The organism is Plesiocystis pacifica SIR-1 (assembly GCF_000170895.1).
Classification (GTDB): Bacteria; Myxococcota_A; Polyangia; order Nannocystales; family Nannocystaceae; genus Plesiocystis; species Plesiocystis pacifica.
In genome coordinates this window covers 1-18670 of record NZ_ABCS01000093.1, presented here as the reverse complement: position 1 = coordinate 18670, position 18670 = coordinate 1, and the positions used below count along the sequence as shown (strand labels likewise).

General features: G+C 71.5%; 17 protein-coding genes and 1 pseudogene. 9 read left to right on the top strand and 9 right to left on the bottom strand.

Translation table 11 applies throughout. From position 1 onward, the window contains the following. Positions 1-17: 17 nt before the first annotated feature. Positions 18-755: pseudogene (locus PPSIR1_RS50425) on the top strand (peroxiredoxin); the annotation flags it as partial. Then, the gene (locus PPSIR1_RS32355; protein WP_157596196.1) at positions 739-2088 is read left to right on the top strand and encodes a hypothetical protein; all 1350 of its coding nucleotides are present in this window, start codon (positions 739-741) and stop codon (positions 2086-2088) included. The pseudogene PPSIR1_RS50425 and the gene PPSIR1_RS32355, both read left to right, overlap by 17 nt. Here the strand turns inward: PPSIR1_RS32355 and PPSIR1_RS32350 are convergent. Together PPSIR1_RS32350 and PPSIR1_RS32345 are read right to left on the bottom strand one after the other, a co-directional pair. After that, positions 2079-3356 (bottom strand): outer membrane protein assembly factor BamB family protein, encoded by a 1278-nt coding sequence (locus tag PPSIR1_RS32350; protein WP_157596195.1) that lies wholly within the window; start codon positions 3354-3356, stop codon positions 2079-2081. The two genes, PPSIR1_RS32355 and PPSIR1_RS32350, sit on opposite strands and share 10 nt — an antisense overlap. Before the next feature lie 10 nt (positions 3357-3366). After that, positions 3367-4338, bottom strand: coding sequence for a tetratricopeptide repeat protein (locus PPSIR1_RS32345; RefSeq protein ID WP_006975452.1), 972 nt, complete (start codon positions 4336-4338; stop codon positions 3367-3369). A 165-nt stretch (positions 4339-4503) separates the two neighbouring features. Here PPSIR1_RS32345 and PPSIR1_RS32340 point away from each other — a divergent pair, with 165 nt between their 5' ends. Further along, the gene (locus tag PPSIR1_RS32340; protein ID WP_006975451.1) at positions 4504-5331 is read left to right on the top strand and encodes a hypothetical protein; all 828 of its coding nucleotides are present in this window, start codon (positions 4504-4506) and stop codon (positions 5329-5331) included. 65 nt (positions 5332-5396) lie between these two features. Here PPSIR1_RS32340 and PPSIR1_RS32335 read toward each other — a convergent pair whose 3' ends face one another. From PPSIR1_RS32335 to era, 4 genes are all read right to left on the bottom strand, one after another. Continuing rightward, positions 5397-7118, bottom strand: a complete 1722-nt coding sequence (locus tag PPSIR1_RS32335; protein WP_006975450.1) for a vWA domain-containing protein — start codon at positions 7116-7118, stop codon at positions 5397-5399. Between the two features lie 299 nt (positions 7119-7417). Beyond that, positions 7418-8284, bottom strand: coding sequence for a pirin family protein (locus PPSIR1_RS32330; RefSeq protein ID WP_086001899.1), 867 nt, complete (start codon positions 8282-8284; stop codon positions 7418-7420). 73 nt (positions 8285-8357) lie between these two features. Further along, positions 8358-9821, bottom strand: coding sequence for a ribosome biogenesis GTPase Der (der, locus tag PPSIR1_RS32325; protein WP_006975448.1), 1464 nt, complete (start codon positions 9819-9821; stop codon positions 8358-8360). 1 nt (position 9822) lies between these two features. Then, entirely contained in the window at positions 9823-10905 is a 1083-nt protein-coding gene (gene era, locus PPSIR1_RS32320; protein ID WP_006975447.1) for a GTPase Era, read from the bottom strand. A 67-nt stretch (positions 10906-10972) separates the two neighbouring features. Between era and PPSIR1_RS32315 the strand changes: the two genes are divergently transcribed. From PPSIR1_RS32315 to PPSIR1_RS32305, 3 genes are all read left to right on the top strand, one after another. Continuing rightward, positions 10973-11281 (top strand): hypothetical protein, encoded by a 309-nt coding sequence (locus PPSIR1_RS32315; protein WP_006975446.1) that lies wholly within the window; start codon positions 10973-10975, stop codon positions 11279-11281. A gap of 129 nt (positions 11282-11410) precedes the next feature. After that, entirely contained in the window at positions 11411-11749 is a 339-nt protein-coding gene (locus PPSIR1_RS32310) for a PilZ domain-containing protein (protein WP_006975445.1), read from the top strand. Positions 11750-11933: 184 nt separating this feature from the next. Then, positions 11934-13856, top strand: coding sequence for a hypothetical protein (locus PPSIR1_RS32305; protein WP_157596194.1), 1923 nt, complete (start codon positions 11934-11936; stop codon positions 13854-13856). On the opposite strand, the gene tmk is transcribed toward PPSIR1_RS32305, so the two are convergent. Further along, entirely contained in the window at positions 13853-14485 is a 633-nt protein-coding gene (tmk, locus tag PPSIR1_RS32300; RefSeq protein ID WP_006975443.1) for a dTMP kinase, read from the bottom strand. The genes PPSIR1_RS32305 and tmk overlap by 4 nt on opposite strands. 115 nt (positions 14486-14600) lie before the next feature. Here tmk and PPSIR1_RS44450 point away from each other — a divergent pair, with 115 nt between their 5' ends. Further along, the gene (locus tag PPSIR1_RS44450) at positions 14601-15551 is read left to right on the top strand and encodes a hypothetical protein (protein ID WP_157596193.1); all 951 of its coding nucleotides are present in this window, start codon (positions 14601-14603) and stop codon (positions 15549-15551) included. A gap of 335 nt (positions 15552-15886) precedes the next feature. After that, positions 15887-16399 carry a hypothetical protein gene (locus PPSIR1_RS32290; protein ID WP_006975441.1) on the top strand — a complete coding sequence of 171 codons (513 nt, stop codon included), beginning with the start codon at positions 15887-15889 and terminating at the stop codon, positions 16397-16399. Positions 16400-16414: 15 nt separating this feature from the next. On the opposite strand, the gene PPSIR1_RS32285 is transcribed toward PPSIR1_RS32290, so the two are convergent. Next, positions 16415-16924, bottom strand: a complete 510-nt coding sequence (locus PPSIR1_RS32285) for a hypothetical protein (protein ID WP_006975440.1) — start codon at positions 16922-16924, stop codon at positions 16415-16417. Between the two features lie 119 nt (positions 16925-17043). Between PPSIR1_RS32285 and PPSIR1_RS44445 the strand changes: the two genes are divergently transcribed. Further along, positions 17044-17793 carry a zf-TFIIB domain-containing protein gene (locus PPSIR1_RS44445; protein ID WP_006975439.1) on the top strand — a complete coding sequence of 250 codons (750 nt, stop codon included), beginning with the start codon at positions 17044-17046 and terminating at the stop codon, positions 17791-17793. On the opposite strand, the gene PPSIR1_RS32275 is transcribed toward PPSIR1_RS44445, so the two are convergent. Next, entirely contained in the window at positions 17786-18556 is a 771-nt protein-coding gene (locus PPSIR1_RS32275) for a hypothetical protein (protein ID WP_157596192.1), read from the bottom strand. The two genes, PPSIR1_RS44445 and PPSIR1_RS32275, sit on opposite strands and share 8 nt — an antisense overlap. Positions 18557-18670: the final 114 nt, after the last annotated feature.

Here is an 18670-nt window from a genome sequence, read left to right as displayed (position 1 = left end):
TCGCGGTCGGCGACGCGGTCCCGAGCTTCGATCTGCCGGCGGACGACGGCGAGCGCTACTCCTCGGACGGCCTCCGGGGGACCCGCTACGTCGTGTACTTCTACCCCCGCGACAACACCTCCGGTTGTACGACCGAGGCCAAGGAGTTCAGCGAGCGCCTCGAGGCCTTCGGTGAGCTGGGTGTGAAGATCTTCGGGGTGAGCACCGACAGCCTGGAGTCCCACGCGAAGTTCCGCGCCAAGCACGATCTGACGGTCACGCTGCTCGCCGACACCGACTACGCGATGTCCATCGCCTTCGGCGCGTGGGGGGCCAAGCAGATGTACGGCAAGGCCGTGGTCGGCATGATCCGCTCGACCTACGTGATCGGGGCCGACGGGACCATCGAGGCCAAGTACATCGTGCGCAAGGCCGCCGGTCACGCGCCGAAGGTCCTCGAGGATCTGCTCGCTGCCGGCGACGACGCCTCGGGTGAGGACGCTGGCGAGGCAGCCGACGCGTCTGCCGAGGCCGCCGACGGCGAAGTCGCAGCTCCCGAGGCTGCGGACGAGGGCTCGAGCGAGGACGCGTCCGCGGACGAGGCTGGCGATGACGCGCCCGCCGAGACCGACGACTCGGCCAGCCGCGACGACGCGGGGGCTCCCGCGGAGGACGCCCCGGCGGCGGACGACGCGGGCCCCGAGCCCGAGGCGGGCGACGACTCGGCCAGCAGCGATGGCGACAGCGACGACGCGGGAGATGCGTCGGAGGATTGATCGCCCCTCGACCCTCGCCCTCGCCCTCGTAGCCAGCTTGGCTGCGAGCGCGGGGTCGAAGGCCGGAGCGCCCCCCGAAGATTCGGGGGGCGACTCCATTGATGGTGACGAAGGCGCAGCCGCCGAAAGCGGCGACGGCGACTCGTCGGCCAATCCGCCCGGTAAGGGCACCAGCTACGCGGACGCGCTGGCCGAACGCGCGGCCGAGCGCGCAGCCGCCAAACAAGGCGGCGCCGCGGCGACAGACCCAACCCCCGAGCCCGCGCCGCTCCCCGTCGCCGACCCGACGAACCCACCGACGAACCCGCCGACAGACCCTGCTGTAGACGCAGCGGTCGAGGCCCTCGAGCCCGACCCCGCGCTGGCGCAGATGGATGATTCAGGCCTCGCCGGCCCCCAATTCTGGCTCAGCGTCGAGCTCATCGGCCCCCGGGGCGCCCAGCTCGACGCCGCGGAGTCCCTGTTGGCCGAGGGCATCGAGGCCGCCCTCCCCCGCGGCGGTCAACCCCTGGCCGGCGAACCGGTCGGTCGCGTGCGTGGCCTCGACGCGGCCCTGCGCTGGATCGACGCCAACGCCTTCGGCGATGCGGGCACCGAGGGCGCAGCCTTCAAAGCCCCCGGAGGCGCGCTCTTGTCGGCTCACGACGTGGTGATGACGGCCTTCGTGGTCACGGCGGCCAGCCCCAACGGCGGGACCCTGACCCCAGGCCAGCGCTGGCCCCGGTCCGAACGCATGGCCCTGCCCGAGGGCGTCGATTGGCGACCGGCCGAGCTGACCCTCAGCCGCACGCCCCTGTTCGCCGCCCCCTCCCCCACCTTGCCCCCGGCCGCGGAGCGCTACCTCGTCGTCGAGGCCCGCGAGCGCCAGCCCGCAGCCCTGACCCCCGAGGAGGTCGCGGCCGCAGACAGCAGCGAACAGGCCGTGTGGATCCGCGGCGAGCGGGTCGAGGCCTGCGACGCCAGCGGGGTCGACTGCCTCCACTGGGTCCAGGTCATCGTCCGCAACGGCGACCGCTTCCAGGTCGGCTGGCTCCCCGCTCACCTCGCCATCCCCAAGTCCGCCTGGACCCTCGACGCGGCCCGGGGCCGGCGCTACGCCGTCGTGCCCGCGCACCGCGAGTCCGGCCGCGCCAGCTTCGTGCTAATCGAGCGCCGCGGCGACGCCCTGGGTGGACGCCGGCTCGGCTTCGAGGTCCCCCACGCCGGCGCCGACTGGCCCGAGGCCTCCCTCGCCCTGCTCGCCGACACCCTCACGGTCCACGTCGGCGGACGCCTGGTCCACCGCGAGGATCTCGGCGAGGGCCCCCCCTCGGCGGTGCTCCGTCAGCCCTGACCGAGCAGGCGCAGGGCGTAGAGCACACCGCGGTCGGAGCTGGCGTACACGCGGTTGAGCACGGGGTCGTAGATCGGCTCTCCGCTGCTCCCGCTCCCGTTGAAGAAGCTCGACAGCAGCTCGCCGGTGCGCGCCTCGAAGGCGAACAGGCCGGCGTCCGAGTGGGCGACGAACAGGGTGTCGCCGACGACGAGCGGCGTCGACAAGCTGCCGGGGTCGGTCTGCTCGCGCCAGCGCACGCGGCCGTCGAGCTCGATGCCGGCCAGGCCCTCGAGGGAGCTCGCCGCGACGTAGAGCCCGGGTCCCTCGACGATGCTGCCGACCGCCTTGATCTCGGTGTTCCAGCGCCGCGAGCCGTCGGCCAGATCGAGGGCGAACACGCCGGAGCTTTGGTTGGCGACGACCAGCTCGCCGCGCTCGGGGTAGAGCAAGGGCGTGGTGTCGACGTCGACGAACAGCTCCTTGCCGGCCGTGGGCGCGAGCGGGGTCAGCCAGCGCGTCGAGCCGCTGGTCGCGTCGAGGGCGATGACCTTGCCGTCGGCGAAGCCCGTGAACAGCACGCCGCTGTCTCCGGCGGTCGCGTCCCGGGGCGGGAGGTAGGCCAGGCCCGCGCGCCCGAACACGGTGAAGTCTTTTTGGAAGGCGCCAGAGAACTGCCACACGTACTCGCCGACGCGCACGTCGAGGGTGACGACCTCGTCGCGGGAGTTGACGAAGTGGACCACGCCCTCGCCGAGCACCGGCTGGGTGCGGATGACCCCCGTGGTCCGGTAGCGCCACACGACCTCGCGGGTGTCGAGGTCCACGGCCACCAGCGCGCCGTCGTCGGTGCCGACGAGCATCCAGTCTGCGCGCTCGCCCGGGGCCGCGACCCACGTCGTGCCCTGCTCGGCGTCGCCTTCGACCCGCAGCATCAAGGGGCGCCCGCTCAGGCCGCCGCCGAGATCGAGCTCCCAGGCAAACTCCCCGCGGCGATCCTCGAGGGCCAGCAAGGTCCCGTCGCGGCTGCCCGCGTAGACCAGGCCGCGGGCCGGGTCGGCCGTGGCCGAGCCGTACTCCTCGGTGCGGTAGCGGAAGTTCTCGGGGACGGTGAACTCGTGGGTGAAGTCGACGGACCACACCGCGCGCGCGGCCTCGCCTCGCTCGGCGTGGATGGTCGTGGTCTTGCCCACTGCCCCGCCGCCGCAGCCGGCGACGGACAGGCTCGCCAGGGCCAGGGCCCAGAGCCCGGCGCAGAGTCGAGAGCGGGAGCGGGGAGCAGCGCGCACGGTCACCCTCTCACATGCCCGGGAGCATGAAGTCCGAGCCCAGGGGCGAAGCCGGCGGCGCGCCCAGGAGAGCGGCGTATTCGGGATCGAGCTCCTCAATCCGCGACCGCACCATCGGCGTGGCCATGACCTCGGAGGTCGCCGGGAACTCCTCGAAGAACTGCTGGTAGATGGCGATGGCGTCGTCCTTGCGCTCGAGGGCCTCGAGCACGCGGCCTTGGTGGTAGAGCGCCATGTGCCGGTAAAAGTCGCTGGAGCGCGGCGCGAGCGACTCGAACACGGTCAGCGCCGCGTCGAGCTCTCCGCTCGCCTCGAGGGCCAGGCCCTTGCCCTCGACGGCCAAAAAGCGCATCGGGTGGTCGGCGCTGGTGTCGGCGAGGAAGGACTCGTAGGCCGTCTTCGCGGCGGCCCAGTCCCCGGCCCGCATGGCCCGGGAGGCCTCGACCATGAGCGCGTCGGCGGCCACGCCCTTGCGCCCCGAGTCCTTGGCCGCGGCCACGGCCGCGTCGATGGCCGCCTCGCGCTCTTCCTCGGTGGCGAAGATCGGCAGGGGCGAGGCCGCGATGAGGTCCTCCTTGCCGATCTGCTCCTCGGCCGGGATGATCTGCCCGCGGACGCTCGCGGCCGTGGCCTCGCTCAGGTCGCGGGAGGCCACCGCGTTCTTCGTGGCCATGCTGTTCTTGAGCGCGACGCCGCCACCGATCGCGCACGCGGCGATGAGCAGCCCGCCGATGACCAGCTTGGGCGTGTCGACGACCTGCCGCCCCGCCTTGCGCACGCCTCGCTGGAACGCGTCGTCCTGCTCGGCCGCCTTGACGTTCGCCTTGCGCTTGCGTCGGGCCCGGTTCCAGGTCGGCAGCTCGGCGCGCTCACCAGGCTCGCGCCCGTCGTCTTTGGCCTTGCCCTTGGTGTCGGCCGACTCCTCACTCGAGTCGGAGTCCCCGGCGGAGCCGGCCGGCATGAAGTCGAGGTCGTCGCTCACGGCAGGCCTGTCTACAAGACCCTTTGCGGCCTGTCTACCGCGTCGCGCTCCCGCTATGCTGGTGCGGTGCGACGCCTGGACCCAGGGGGCCTAGCCAAATCGGCCGGATCGGCCGGATCGCGCCGGGGGCTCCCTCGCGCCGCAGCGCTAGGCGTCCTCCTCGCGGTGTCTGGGCCCCCTTCGGTCAGCGACGCTGGGCCGGCCGAGGACTCGACCAGCGCGCCAGACGCGGCGGTACCCGAGCCCCAGCCCCAGCCCCAGCCTCCGCCCAGCACCGACCCCTTCGAGCAGCCGCGCCCCCGCGATCCCGACGAGGCCCCCTTCCTCGACGCCCCCCGCAATCAGCTGGGCCAATGGAGCAAGGACCGCCCGCACACCGTCCGCCCCAGCTACGACGACGAGCACCGCCTCCAGCTCACCGTGGTGCCGACCTACGCCGCCTTCCGAGCCCCCTTCATCGGCCGCCCGGCCACGGTCATGCGCGGCGGCGGGGCGGCCCTCGAGCTCGACCTGCGCGTGCTCACCTGGTTGTTCGCCCGGCTCATGGTCAGCCACACGGTCCACCCCGTGTTCGCCGAGAGCACCCTCGAGCTCGTCGGCGAAGAGGTCACCGAGCTCGCCTCTCCCGGCTTCATCCAGGCCACCCACGTCGGCGCGTCCGTGGTCTACAACCTCGATCTCGGCCGCTTCGTCCCCCGCGCCGACGCGGGCGTCGGGCTGATGTGGGTGCGATCGCCGAGCGGTCCCCAGCCCGGTCAGTGGGGGGGCGAGTGCCGCGACGACGGCGGCTGCGACCTCGGGCTGAGCTGCAGCGCCGCGACGGTCTGCGAGCCCACGCCCGAGTTCGGCGGGCACGTCGGCCTGAGCCTCGACATGCTCCTGGGCCAGCGCTGGGCCGTCGGCATGGGCGTCCGCTACTACATCCTGCTGCGCGACACGAGCCTGATCCCGGCCTACCTCGTCGGCAGCGTGCGCCTGGCGGCTCGTTTTTAGATCGCCGCGCAACCAACAAAAAAGAGGGCCCGCGTGGGCCCTCCCTTTATTGGTCTGAGTCGCGCTCAGCCGCCCACGCCGATGTCGGGGCAGTCGAGGGTGGCGAACTCGGACAGCGAGCAGGTCGCCGAGATGGAGGTGCCACCAGCGGCCGGGAAGCCGGGGCGACGGGCGATGCTGAACTCGAGGTTGTAGTTCAGGTCCAGGCACTCCATCGACATGTCGTCGTTGGGGTCGGGGGTCTGGCCGCCGATGTCGACGAGGGTCGCGAAGCACACGTTCACGTCGTCCGAGGGCATCGTGTAGTCGTTGGTCCCCGGGTCGATGACGTAGCCGTTGTCGTCGCGGAGGCACTCCTCGAGGCTCACCGTCGCGGCGCCCGGAGCGTTCTCCTCGACCGTGCACTCGGCGTCGAGGATGTCCGTCGACTCGTCGACGTCCTTGGCGCACTGCGTGTAGCAGGCCGGCTGAATCTGGTCGCGGATGGCGTTGGCGACCGCCTCGAGGGCCGGGGCGTAGTCGGGGTTGCAGACCGAGAACAGGTTGCCGGGGCTGAAGTGGTCCGTGAACTCCTTGAGGCGCACGGGCGGGACGGCCTCGACGAGCTCGTCGCCCTCGATCATCGGGTCCTCGAAGGGGTTGGGCGCGGTGCAGCCGGGCCCGATGCCGAAGCTCTCCTGGAAGCCCGGGTCGGTCAGGCCGACCTCGCCGTAGAAGGCCTCGCCGTCGTTGTCGACGCCACCGATGAGGGCCACGATGACCTCCTGATCGGGGTTGAGGGCCTGCTTGTTGGTCTCGAGGTCCTGGACCAGGCCGGTGTAGCGGGTGACGGGGTGGAGCACCGCGTTGTCGTCGCTGGCGCCCACGTTGCCGTTCTCGTCGTAGTTGGCCGAGTGGCACTCGTCGAAGCTGGAGGGGTCGCCGGTGCACTCGACGCCCGCGTTCCAGCACACGGCCGAGGTCGGGAAGGGCGACTCGGGGTCGGACCAGAACACCTTGCTGCCGGCCTCGTCGAAGATCGACGACCAGTCCTTGTTGTAGGAGCAGTCCGCCTCATCCGTCACCTGCACGATGGCCAAGATGGCGGCGTCACGCAGGAAGCCGTAGTTGTCCTCGCCGTTCGACACGGCGCGGACCAGGGCGAGGTACATGGACTCGAGCTGCGACTCGAAGCCGCAGCCGTTGACGCCCTGGGGACCGAAGCACTGGAAGGCCTCGGTGGTGCTGGTGCCCTCGGGGATGTTCTTTTGACCCTCGATGTTCTCGAGCCAGGGGTGCGGCTTGGGGTCGGGGTCGACCGCGGTGATCGAGTCCTGAATCTCGAGCTCGGCGTCCGAGAGGGTGCAGATGTCGGTGCAGGCGAGGGCCTGGACGTCGACGTCGGTGCCGAACAGGAAGTCGTTGAGGCGACCGGTGCAGGGGCTCAGGACCAGGTTGCCGCCCTCGGGGGTGGTCTGACCCGGCGGGCACCAGGGGTTGCCGTTGTCGGTCGTGGTGACGCCGATGCGGTAGTTGGCCTCGACCTCTTCGTCCTCGAGCACGCCGATGAAGGCGCCGAAGTTCGCCGCGAGGTTCGCCTGCTCCTCACCCATCGAACCGGAGTTGTCGATGACGAAGAGGATGTCGACGTCCTTGTTGACCGTCAGCTGCAGCTGGCTGTCCTTGGTCTGGGCCTTCTCGAGCTCGACGGGCTTGAGGGGGTGGTTGAGGCAGCCGGTCAGCGAGGTGGTGACCATCGCGGCAGCGGCCAGGAGGGCGAAGCGGTTTCCGAGCGTGAAGCGAGACATGAGGAACTCGAATCTCCCGATGGGGGTCTCCCCTAGGGGATGAGGGAAAAGGCCGACGGGGTCACCGCCGGGAACAGGGTGCGCGCGGCGAGCCGCTCGCTCCAACCCTGAGCAAGGTTGGGGCCAACACGTTCTCACAGTGATTTGGGGCGGTAAAGGGGGTCAGGCACGGAATTGACCGTCAACCTGGTTGGCGATTTTCAGCCCGATCGCCAAACGCGATGGCGAGGCCGCGGAGACGCGCTGGGTTGAAACGATGAGCCCGCTCACGACTCGACGCCCCTCCCCGACCCCGCGGCTCAATCGACGAAGGGCCCGCGGTGCACGATCGCTTCGCCGTGAGGCGCGCCAGACAGCCATAAAATGCGACTCGCAGACCGCGCGGCGATCTGGACGCGGCCTGGAGTGGGCAGCAAGACCTCTCCTTCTCCCAGGCGCTCACCGAGCAATTCGACCTCGCCATCGAGGACGTAGATCAGCGCGTTGTGTCCCGAGGGGATCGCGTGGTCGAAGCGCGCGTCGGCGAGGAGATCGACGTCGAAATACTGAACCTCTGTTTGAAGCTCGACCGGCGAGCGCGAGCCGACGACCTCGCGGAGCACGTGCCCCGCTCCCTCGACCGGCGCGGGCATGGACGCGCCGTCGATGCCCGCGTAGCTCGGCGCCATCTTCTTGAGCCGCCGCGGGAGGTTGACCCAAAGCTGCAGCCCGCGGTTGCTCCCGTCCGTCGCCGGCATCTCCGAGTGCCGCGCCCCCCGGCCGCTGGTGAAGCGCTGCGTCCCCCCGGGGCCGATGACCGAGTCGTTGCCCATGGAGTCCTTGTGATGGAAGGCCCCGGCGATCATGTAGGTGAAGGCCTCGAAGCCGCGGTGCGGATGGGTTGGAAAGCCGGCCGGGCGACGCACGTCGAAGTCGTCGAGGAGCACGAAGGGGTCGAGGTTGCGAAGCTGCGGGTGGGGAAAGACCCGGCGCAAGGTCGCGCCCGCGCCGTCGGTGGTCGGGCGCGCGGCGAAGCGCTCGAGCACCGTGGCCATGGCGACCGCCTGGGCCTCCCCTGCCCCCTCGCCGCCCTCCGCCTGCCCGCGCGCAGGGGGAGGCACGCACGCGCCCAGGCCCGCCGTAGCGAGGACCGCACCGGCACCTTCGAGGACTCGACGACGACGCATGCGGCGACCCTACCAGCCCGAGCGGCGCGCCATCGTCACCGCCCAGGAAGCTGGGGGGCCGCAAGCTGGGCCGCTACTTCTTCTTGCCCGAGCGCTCTTTGCCCCGGTCCTTGTTGCCGCGCCCGCGACCGCGCACGACCAGGCGCACCGGCACCCCGCGCAGGTGCCAACGCCGACGGATCCGGCGCAGCAGGTAGCGCTCGTAGGCCGGGCTCAGGCAGCGGCCGTGGTTGGCCGAGATGACGATCAGCGGCGGCTCGTTCTCGGCCTGGGTCGCAAAGTACAGGCGCACGGACTTGGCCCGGTACATCGGCGGGCTGTGGTCGGCGACGGCGCCCTGCAGCTCCTCGTTCAGGGCCGAGGTCGGGATCCGCTTGCCCAGGGCCGCGGCCGTGCTCAGGCACGCGTCGAGGAGCTCGGCGAGGTTGAAGGCCCGCCCCTTGCCCTCGTCCCGGCCCTCGCCGATGACCGAGGACTTGATGATGTAGGGGTTCTCGAGGAAGCCCAGGGCCTCCTGGGTGTAGGCCAGCGTGTCCTTGGCCAGCTTGCCGTCGCGGCGGATCAGGTCCCACTTGTGCAGGGCCACGACCACGCCCTTGCCCCGCTCGAAGGCCATGCGCGCGAGCCGTTGGTCCTGATCCGTCACGCCCTGAGACGCGTCGATGACCAGGACCACGACCTGGGTCCGCTCCATGGTCCGGATCGACTTGATGGCCGCGAGCTTCTCCATGGCCCGGGCGATCTGCTTGCGCCGCCGCAGCCCCGCCGTGTCGGTCAGGACCAGGTCTCGGTCCTTGTAGCGAAAGGGCAGGTAGACCGGGTCGCGGGTGGTCCCGGGGGTGTCCGAGACGATCACCCGCTGCTCCTCGAGCAGGGTGTTGACCAGGGTCGACTTACCGGCGTTGGGCCGGCCGATGAAGGCGATGCGCGTGCCCGGGGGGATGGGCGTGGGCTGGGCCTCGGTCGCGGCCGGGAGGCGCTCGAGCAAGGCGTCGCAAAAGTCGCCCACGCCCCGGCCGTGGGCCGCGGACACGGCGTGGACCTCACCCAGGCCCAGCTCGTGCATGGCCGCGGCCGCGAGCTCGCGCGAGGGGCTGTCGGCCTTGTTGGCCGCGAGCATCACCGGTTTGCCGCTGCGCCGGAGCTCGGCGGCGATGTCGATGTCGACGGCCGTGGCCCCCTCCTTGGCGTCGACCACGAACAAGATGAGGTCCGCCTCTTCCATGGCGACCTCGGCCTGGCTGCGGATGTGCCCGGGCAGCCCGGTGTCGAGGCTCGGGTCCACGCCGCCGGTGTCGACCACCAAGAAGTGCCGGCCCTCCCAGGACGCGACGCCGTAGAGGCGGTCGCGGGTGACCCCGGGGCGGTCCTCGACGATGGCCTCGCGGCGCCCGACGAGGCGGTTGAACAGGGTCGACTTGCCGACGTTGGGCCGGCCGATGATCGCGACCAGGGGCGCGCTGGCGGCCGAAGCCCCGCGCGGGTCGTCGTCGGCGCTCAGCTCGACGGTCTCGCCTTCGAACTCGATCTCGCTCATCTCACTCACCCTGCCCTTCCGGGTCCGACTGCAGCTCTGGCAGCACGCCTGGTTGCACGTCCAGCTCCGGCGCCGCTTCGGCCGCGCGGTAGCCCAGATCCTCGAGCTTGCGCGGGTCCTTGGTCCACTTGGCCGTCACCCGGACCTCGAGGAAGAGCTCGCAGCGCCGCCCCGTGAGCTGCTCGATGCGCTTGCGGGCGCCGATCGAGATGGCCTTGATGGACTTGCCCTTGGCCCCGATGACGATGCCCTTTTGGCTCGGGCGCTCGACGTGGATCGTCGCCTCGATGCGGTCGCGCTCGCGCAGCTCCTTGAACTCGCGGATGGTCACGGCGGAGCTGTAGGGCAGCTCCTGGCCCAGGCGCTCGAACAGCTCGGCGCGGATCAGCTCCGATGCGTGCCAGCGCATGCTGCGGTCGCTGAGCTGATCGTCGGCGTAGTAGGCCGGGCCCTCGGGCAGCGCCCCCTCGACCTCTTCGCGCAGGGCCTCGAGGCCGCGGCCTTGCACCGCGGACACCGGGACCACGCCCGCGAACGCGTGGATCGCCTGCCAGCGCTGGATGATCGGCAGCAGCCAGTCGCGCTCACCCAGCAGATCGCACTTGGTCAGGACCAGGACCATGGGCTTGCCCAGGGGCGCGAGCAGCTCGACGGCCGCCTTGGCGCCAGGCCCTGGCTCCCACTCCTGGATCAGCGCGTGGCCGTCCTTGCCCCGCGGCACCCGGGGGACCTCGGCGAGCATCAGGATCACGTCGACGTCCCGGGCCCCGCGCACGGCCTCCTCGACCATGTACTTGTTCAGCGCCGACTTGGGCTTGTGGATCCCGGGGGTGTCGACGAGCACGGCCTGAAAGCGCGGGCTGGTCCAGATCCCGAGCATGCGCTCGCGGGTGGTCTGGGGCAGCGCCGTGGCCACGGCGAGCTCCTCGCCCAGCAGGGCGTTGAGCAGCGTCGACTTGCCGACGTTGGGCCGACCGCACAGCGCGACGAAGCCCGAGCGAAAGGCCTGCTGGCCGTCCGCGGAGCTGCTGCCGCCGGGGGACCCCCCGGACGACGCGGGAGCTTCGTCCTTCACATCGGTCATGACGGCGCTTTATTGGTCAAAAGACTCGGGCTGACAAGCTCTCGCCTGCGGCCCTACACTGCCGGCGGTGAGCGAGGCCGCCGAACACGACGACGCCGGTGCCCCCGAAACGGGGACCGGGCGAGACTGGAGCTGGATCAGCCTCGTCCTCGGCCTCGCCGCCCTCGCCTGGGCCGTGATGATTCTTTTGCCCAGCGTCCGCCCCTTGCCTGCGTGGCCGGCGGCGAGCGTCGGGGTGTTCGCCATGATCCTCGCCCGCCTCCCCGGCCGCGCCCTGCCCCGGGCCATCGGCGCGTTCGCAGGCTTCGTCGCCTTCCTCGTCGGCGCCCTGCAGATCGCCGCGCTGTGGGGCCTGGTCGAGATTCTCTCCCGCTGAAAATCGCTGCAGCTGCGCAGCCGCGCCCTGGGCAGGCGATCGCTGCACACACTTGGACCGCTGCGCATCAAAGCATGTATTACATGTAGGATATTTGATTTCATCCACCCACCCGGCAAAGATCTCGCCATGCAGGAACGTCGCTCGGCCACACGCATCGACAAGGTCTTCCGGGTGCTGATCTCCACCGAGGAGCTCGGCGACCAGTGGTACGTCGCCCGCAACATCTCGAGCACCGGCATGTTCGTCGAGATGTCCGAGCCCCTCCCGCTGCGGACCAAGGTCATCGTCCGCTTCGCCCTGCCCGGCGAGGACGCGGCCATCTGCGCCATGGCCCGGGTTCAGAACCACTACTACCTCCACTACAACGAGGGCGACGACCTGCGCGGGCTGACCGGCGTGGGTGTCCGCTTCCTCCGCTTCGTCCCCGAGGTCGGCGCGCCGGTGCCTCGGCACAAGCTCCACTGACTTCGAGCTTTCCCTGCCCAAGACCTCGGAATCTCCACTCAATTTCGACTCTAAGATTAGACTTTAGCCTTAAAAAACCGACGGCCGCGGCCGGTCCCAGAGCCCCCACCGGGGGCGCTCGAGAGACCCGCCGCGGCCGTCGTTTTTTTGGTCGCGCCGCAAAAGTCCGCTAGCCGCAGAGGCAGTGGCCAAGTCCCTCCCCCATCGACGACCGCAGCTCGGTCTGCGCCTGGGCGTGCTGAGTCTGCTGGCGTGTCAGGCCTGCACCGGCCCGCCCGACGAGGTCGTGATCGAGACCCGCGTGGGGGACAGCGCCCTCGCGCGCGACGGGGAAGCCGTGACCTTCGACGACCTCGCCAGGCGCTTGCGCCTCTACGGCGAGATCGGCGAGGCGTGGTGGGAGCAGCACCAAGAAGACAAGCGCGCCGCCCTCGAGGCCGAGCGCCTGGCTTCGGGCAGCCCCGACGCGGCCCTCGAGCCCGACTTTGCGCCCTCCCCTCCCGAGGACGTCGAGGCCTTCCAGGCGCTCTTGGCCGCCGTGCGCGACGGGCCGATCGACGAGATCGGCGGACCCGTGCGCAACCTGGCCGAGGCGAGCCCGGAGCTGTGGCCACAGATCCGCGACGAGCTCCTCGCCGAGCGCGAGCGACCCAAGCGCGAGTACGAGCAGGTGCTCGGCGTGATCGGGGGCGACGTCCCCAACCGCTACGGCTACTTCGACCTGCACTGGAAGAAGGCCCACGGCTACGACGTGCGCCTGTCCGAGGACTGGTACGAGGACCTGCTGGCCCTCGAGCCCGCCCGCGTGTCCAAGCTGCTGCGCCCGGTCTACCGCGAGCTGCTGGTGACCTGCGCCCTGCTCGAGGCGACGACCAAGATCGCCCAGGCCGAGGACGGCCAAGCCGACATCGATCCCGAGCGCATGGCCGAGCTCGTGGCGACCCTGCTCGACGCGGCCTACATCCACGGCGGGACCTTCCGCGACGAGGTCGGCCGGGCCATCGACGGGCTCTCCGATGCGGCCATTCCCCACCTGATGCACGAGAGCGTGCCGCCCGAGGGCATCAGCGAAAAGAGCGACGACGCCTGGCTGCTGCGCCGGGCCGAGTACGCGACCTACTGCCTCGACCGCGTCGATCGCCTCTCGCCCCAGCGCGCGCTCGAGTCCGTCGCCGACGATCGCCGCCTGCTCGGGGCCGTGCTGTCGAGCTACGCCGAGGTCCGCGACGGCGAGGCCGCGCCGCTGCTCCTCGACTACGTCGACGCCGAGGCCCCGGGCGTTCGCCAGGCCGCGCGCGAGGCCTTCGACGCCTACGTCGTCGGGCCCCAGCCGACGATCCGCAAGAAATCGATCCGCCTGCTCGGCGGCCAGACGACCACGCGCCGCGCCGAGCTGAGCTACCGCGAGCACGCCCGCTTGGCGATCCGAGCCCGCCTCGAGGCCGAGGCGCCCAAGCTGCTCGAGCCCGCGTGCAAGCTGTGGGTGCGCAGCCCCGAGGGCGCCAGCGTGATCGAGCCCGAGTGCGAGGCCCAGCCCGAGCGGCTGTACCGGGCCTACATCGCCCACGTCGACGAGACCCGCAGCCGGGACCGAGACGCGCGCGTGACCCGGGCCCTCGCCCACGAGGATCCCGTCGCCGGCGCGGCCATGCTCGACACCCTGCTCAGCGACTCCGCCGCCCTCGGCGACAAGGGCCCCGACTTGCTCGCGCCCTTCTACGCCGAGGTCGCCGACCACGTGCTCGAGACGGAGAACGACCGAGCCCGCGCCGCCCAGCTGCTGCGCAAGAGCGCGATGCTCGTGGCCGATCGCGATCCCCAGCGCGCCCGCGAGCTGACCGTCGACGCCCTCGTGCTCGAGTCCGAGGTCGAGGCCGTCGACGATCCCGGACGACGCATGCTCCTGGCCACGGCCCGCGAGCTGCACCCCGACGAGCCCCAGGTCATGGCCGCGCTCGCGCGCCTCGACAGCGCCCAGGCGCAGTCGACCGCAGGCGTTCGCAAGCAGCTGCGCACGTCGGTGATGATCTTGCTGGCTTGTCTGGCCGCGCTGAGCTTCGCCGCCAGCCGCTTCCATCGCTGGCGAGCCGAGCGAGTCGAAGCCTAAAAGCCCTGCGCGAGCAGATCCTCGACGATGGCGGTCGTGACCGCGTCGATGCTCGCCGCCGCGTCGACGGCGACCAGCCCGCTCAGGTCCGCCTCGTCGAGGACGGCGCGGTAGCCTGCGGCCAGGCGCCGTTGGGTGTCGGGGACGTCGAAGCGCTCGACCACCTGACCGGTCTCGGCCCGGCGCGCCGCGACCCGTGCCAGGGCGATCTCTGGATCGAGATCGAACACATAGGTGCGGTCCGGCCAGCGCGCGTGGGTGTTGATGGTCCGGACCCAGGCCCGGTCGCAGTCGAGGGACTGGTAGACCCAAGAGGACACGACGTAACGATCGCAGAGCACGACGGCCCCCTCCGACAGGGCGGGCTCGACCACCCGCGCGAGGTGCTCGAGGCGATCGGCCGCGAACATCAGCGCCAGGCCCTCGGGCCCGACGGTGCGGGCTTTGCCCCCGTCCACGGCGAGCAGCTCCCGGGTCAGGGCGCCGATCGGCCCCGGCGAAGGCTGACGGGTCTCGACGACCCGGTGACCGCGCTCGCGCAGGGCCTCGGAGACCCGGCGCAGCTGGGTGGTCGTGCCGCTGCCGTCGATGCCCTCAAAGACGAGAAAACGTGGGATAGGCGTGTTCATCGCGCAACCGCGAGCATCTTGCATCATCGCCCGAGGGCGCGCCAAGGCCGGCGGCGCGGACTGGCCAGCGGCCGGGCCTGACCCCGGGGCCTCGCCGTGGCACACTCGGGACTGCGTGAACCAGCCAGCCAATCCAGGACCGCAACGGGGCCAGACCCAGATCCAAGGACAGGGCGCGCAGCCGCAGTACGTCGCCGCGTCTCCGCCCGGGGTCGCCGTGCAGCTACCCGGGGGCTCCGGCCACCCCACCCCGGGCTACCCGGGCGCGGCCGCACCCGCTCAGGCCGCCGCGCAGGATCAGCCCGCCGCGCAGGCTCAGCCCGCTCCCCAAGCTCAACCTCAGCCGGCCCAGCCCGCCGCGAGTGATGCCCGCAACGACGAGCTCCTCGCCAGCGCGGGCAAGACCGTCTACGAGTTCAAGGGCGACTTCTCCGAAGAGGCGCGCTCGGGCGGCCGACACAAGACCTTCTACGCCGACGGTGCCGAGCTCACGAACCTCGCAGCCAGCGAGGGCCGCGAGCGCAGCAACCTCGAGAGCGGCGGCAAGCTCACCTGGATCATCGGCTTGATCGTCGTCCTCGTCGTCGGCGGGCTGCTCGCCTTCTTCCTGGGCTCGGGCAGCTCCGGGGAGGAAGTCGCCGAGGCGGACGACGCCGCCGAAAAGGACGATGCAGCGGCGGCAGCGGCTGCCCCGGCCGAGGAGGCCAAGGCCCCCGAGGAAGCCGCCGAAGCGGGGGCTGAGCCCGGTGCTGCCGCCGAGGCCGGCGCCGCCGAGACCGGTGGCGCTGCCGCAGACGCGCCCACGGACGAGGCCAAGGCCGCAGAGGAGGCGAAAGCCGCTGAAGAGGCGAAGGCCGCCGAGGAGGCGAAAGCCGCCGAGGAGGCCAAGGCCGCCGAGGAGGCCAAGGCCGCCGAAGAGGCCAAGAAGAAGTCCTCGTCCTCGACCAAGAAGAAGTCCTCGTCTTCGTCCAAGAAGAAGTCGACGCCCAAGAAGAAGTCGCCGAGCATCAGCCCGAGCAAGCCTCCGCGCGAGTCCGGCATCAAGAACCTCCCCGCGCCCGACTGAGTCGTGGACGTGGGGCAGGGAGGGCGTGGCGTCGTCCACGACGGCTAAAATAGGCAGAGACTGTGATTTACTCAGTCTCTGAGCGCTGTTTTGCCCCCACAGGCGCCTGGGACCGGGGCGCCTCGTCGCTCTCCGCTCCTCGCTTTGGTTTGGTGGGCAATGGAGTTCGTGCCAGGGAGAAGGCTCGTGGTCGCCCCCACTCGCGGGGGCGTCATCTGGCGGGGCAAGGACGACCTCGAACTGCCCGGACGCTCTCGGTCAGGGGAGTCCGTGGGCGAGGGTTGTTGAGCCGTCGAAAATTTGCCCTGGGGAGCCGAGCCTTCGAAGGTGGGAGCATGCGCGCCCACTTGGCTCTGCCCGTGATGCTCCTCGCCCTCGCCTGTCGGCCCAGCCCCAGCGCCGAGGCCCCGGCGCGCGGCGAGGACGGCGACAACCAGGCCGATCCAGCCCAGGGTGACGTGCACGGCGACGGAGACGTCGAGCGGCCGCCTCGCCCAGAGAGCTCGATCTACCGTGGCGAGCTCACCCGCGCGACGCGGGACGGGTCCCCCGCCTATCTCCTCGCCCAGCTGGGTCCCGAGCCCTACCGCCCCCAGGGGCGCTTCGAGGGCTGGGTCATCACGCGGCTGTGGCCCGAGGACCCGGAGCTGTGCGCGCCGGGCTGCGATCTGCAGGTCGGCGACGTGCTCCTCTCGGTCAACGGCTCGACCCTCGAGTCGCCCGAGGCGCTCAGCGCCCTGCTCGAACGCATGGACTCGCTCAAGAGCATCGACGTCCGTGGCATCCGGGCCGGCGAGTACTATGAGCGCAGCTACGCGATCCTCGCGGATCCGCCCGTGGCCGAGTAGTCGGTTCGACTCGGCTCAGTACTCACCCTCAGAGGGGTACTCCTCGGGGGCGTCCTCTTGCTGGTCCTCGGCCGCGTACTCCTGCTGGTCCTCGGCCGCGTACTCCTGCTGGCCCTCAGCCACGTACTCGCCCTCGCCCTCGGCCGCGTACTCGCCCTCGGCCGCGTACTCCTGCTGACCCTCGGCCGCGTACTCGCCCTCGGCCGCGTACTCCTGCTGGCCCTCGGCCGCGTACTCACCCTCGGGCTCGGCCGCGTGCTCGCCCTCGGCCGCGTACTCTTGCTGGCCCTCAGCCGCGTACTCGCCCTCGGCCGCGTACTCGCCCTCGGCCGCGTACTCACCCTCGGGCTCGGCCGCGTACTCCTCGGCCACGTACTCCTCGGCCGCGTACTCCTCGGCCGCGTACTCCTCGGCCACGTACTCCTCGGCGACGGGCTCCGGCGCCGGCGGAGGGGTGGGCGCGACGGGGCGAACGCCCGCCTTCCAATCAGCGATCGTCTGGATGAGGACCTCGTAGGGGATCATCGCGGCGATGGTAGCCCGGCGAGGTGAGCGACAGCAACGCCAACCCGAGCGAAGGCGCGCGCGAAGCCAAGCTCCCCTGTCCCCCTCGCTCCTTTTGCTAGCCTGAATCCACGGCCTTCGTGGACACGACGACGAGCTCCCCCCACCCGAGCTGCGACGCCCCCCAGGGCGACGTGGGCCCTGGGCAGTGCGACCTTTGCGACGCGCCCCCGCTCGCGGCTTCGGACGGGCCCAGCGAGCTCAACTGCGCGGGATGCACGGACGCCATGACCCCGCGGGCCCTCGACCCGCGCCTCGCGGCAGGAGGGAATTCGGTCTACCGCGGGGCCGAGCACCGCATCCACGGCTGCCAGAGCTGTGGCGGGACTTGGGTCACGCGGAGCACCCTCGAGGCGATCATCCGCGAGTCCCAGACCCGGACCGCCGTCCCTGATCCTCGCACGGTCACCCGCCAGACCGCGCGCATGGCTGACGAGGTCGTCTACCGCAGCTGCCCGGTGTGCGCTCAAATCATGAATCGGCGCAACTTCGCCTGGATCTCGGGGATCATCGTCGACGAGTGCCCGAGCTGCGGGACCTACTTCGACGCGGGCGAGCTCGAGGGCGTGATCCACTTCGTGCGCTCGGGCGGGCTGCTGCTCGCCCGCAAACACCCGCAGGCTGGGGTGCCGCGGGCCGAAGATCCCCAGCGCAGGGCCCAGTTCGCCCAGCTCGCCTGCGCGGAGCGGCGCCACGCGGGCTCGGGCAAGCTGGTGCTGATGACCGACTACGACGAGATCGACCTGCTCATCGCGCTGTGGCGCTGGGCAGGTCGATGGCTGCGCGAGGTCGCCCGAGAGGCGCGCTCGCGGCTGCAGGCGCTCAGGTGAACATGAGCAGCGCGGCGATGCCGACCACCACGGCGATGCCGATGACGATGTAGAGGCCGACCTTGGAGCCCCCCTGGGCCGGCTGGACGGCGGTGGGGGTCGCCGTCGCGGGCACGCTCGAGGGCTGCTCCGCGGCCGGGGTCGCCGGCGCGCGCGGGGTGGCCTCGACCACCGCCGCCACGTTGGCGGGCACGCTGACGCCCTCGTCGTCGTCGTCGGCAACGGCCGGTGCTGGTGCCGGTGCCGGCGCTGGTGCCGGTGCCGCGGTCGGGTCCGGGACCTCGGGCGCTTCACCCATGACGATGGTCTGACCGCGAGGCGACAGCGCGCCGTCGGTCGCGGCAGGAGCCGCAGCCGCAGGTTCGGGCACGGCGGCGGCCGACGGGGCGAGGGTCTCCACGGGCTGCTCGGCCACCGGAGCGGCCGGCGTCGGGCTCGAGACCGGCTCGGTCGTGCCGTCCGGCTTCTTCTCCATGAACACCGTCCAGCCCCGGGCGTCGGAGGCCGCGGTCGGCTGGCTCGGCGGCGGCGCGGCCTCGGGTGTGGCGGCGGGCTCGGGCGCCGGCGTCCCAACCGGAGCGGGCGCGGCTCCCTCGGCGGGCGCCTCGGCCTCCATGAACATGGTCCAACCCCGGGTGCTCGGGGCGTTGCTCGTGGCCGCCGGCGCGGGCGCTGCAGGCTGAGCCGGCGCCGGCGGCTGAGCCGGCGCGGGCGCAGGCGCAGCTTCGGGCGGCGCGCCCGGCTCTTCGGCCTCCATGAACATGGTCCAGCCTCGCGTCGACGGTTTCGATCCTGCCGGCGCTGCCGCTGCGGGCGCGGGGGCCGGAGTGGGCGCTGGAGCTGGAGCGACGGGCGCAGGCGCGGCTGGTGCCGGCGC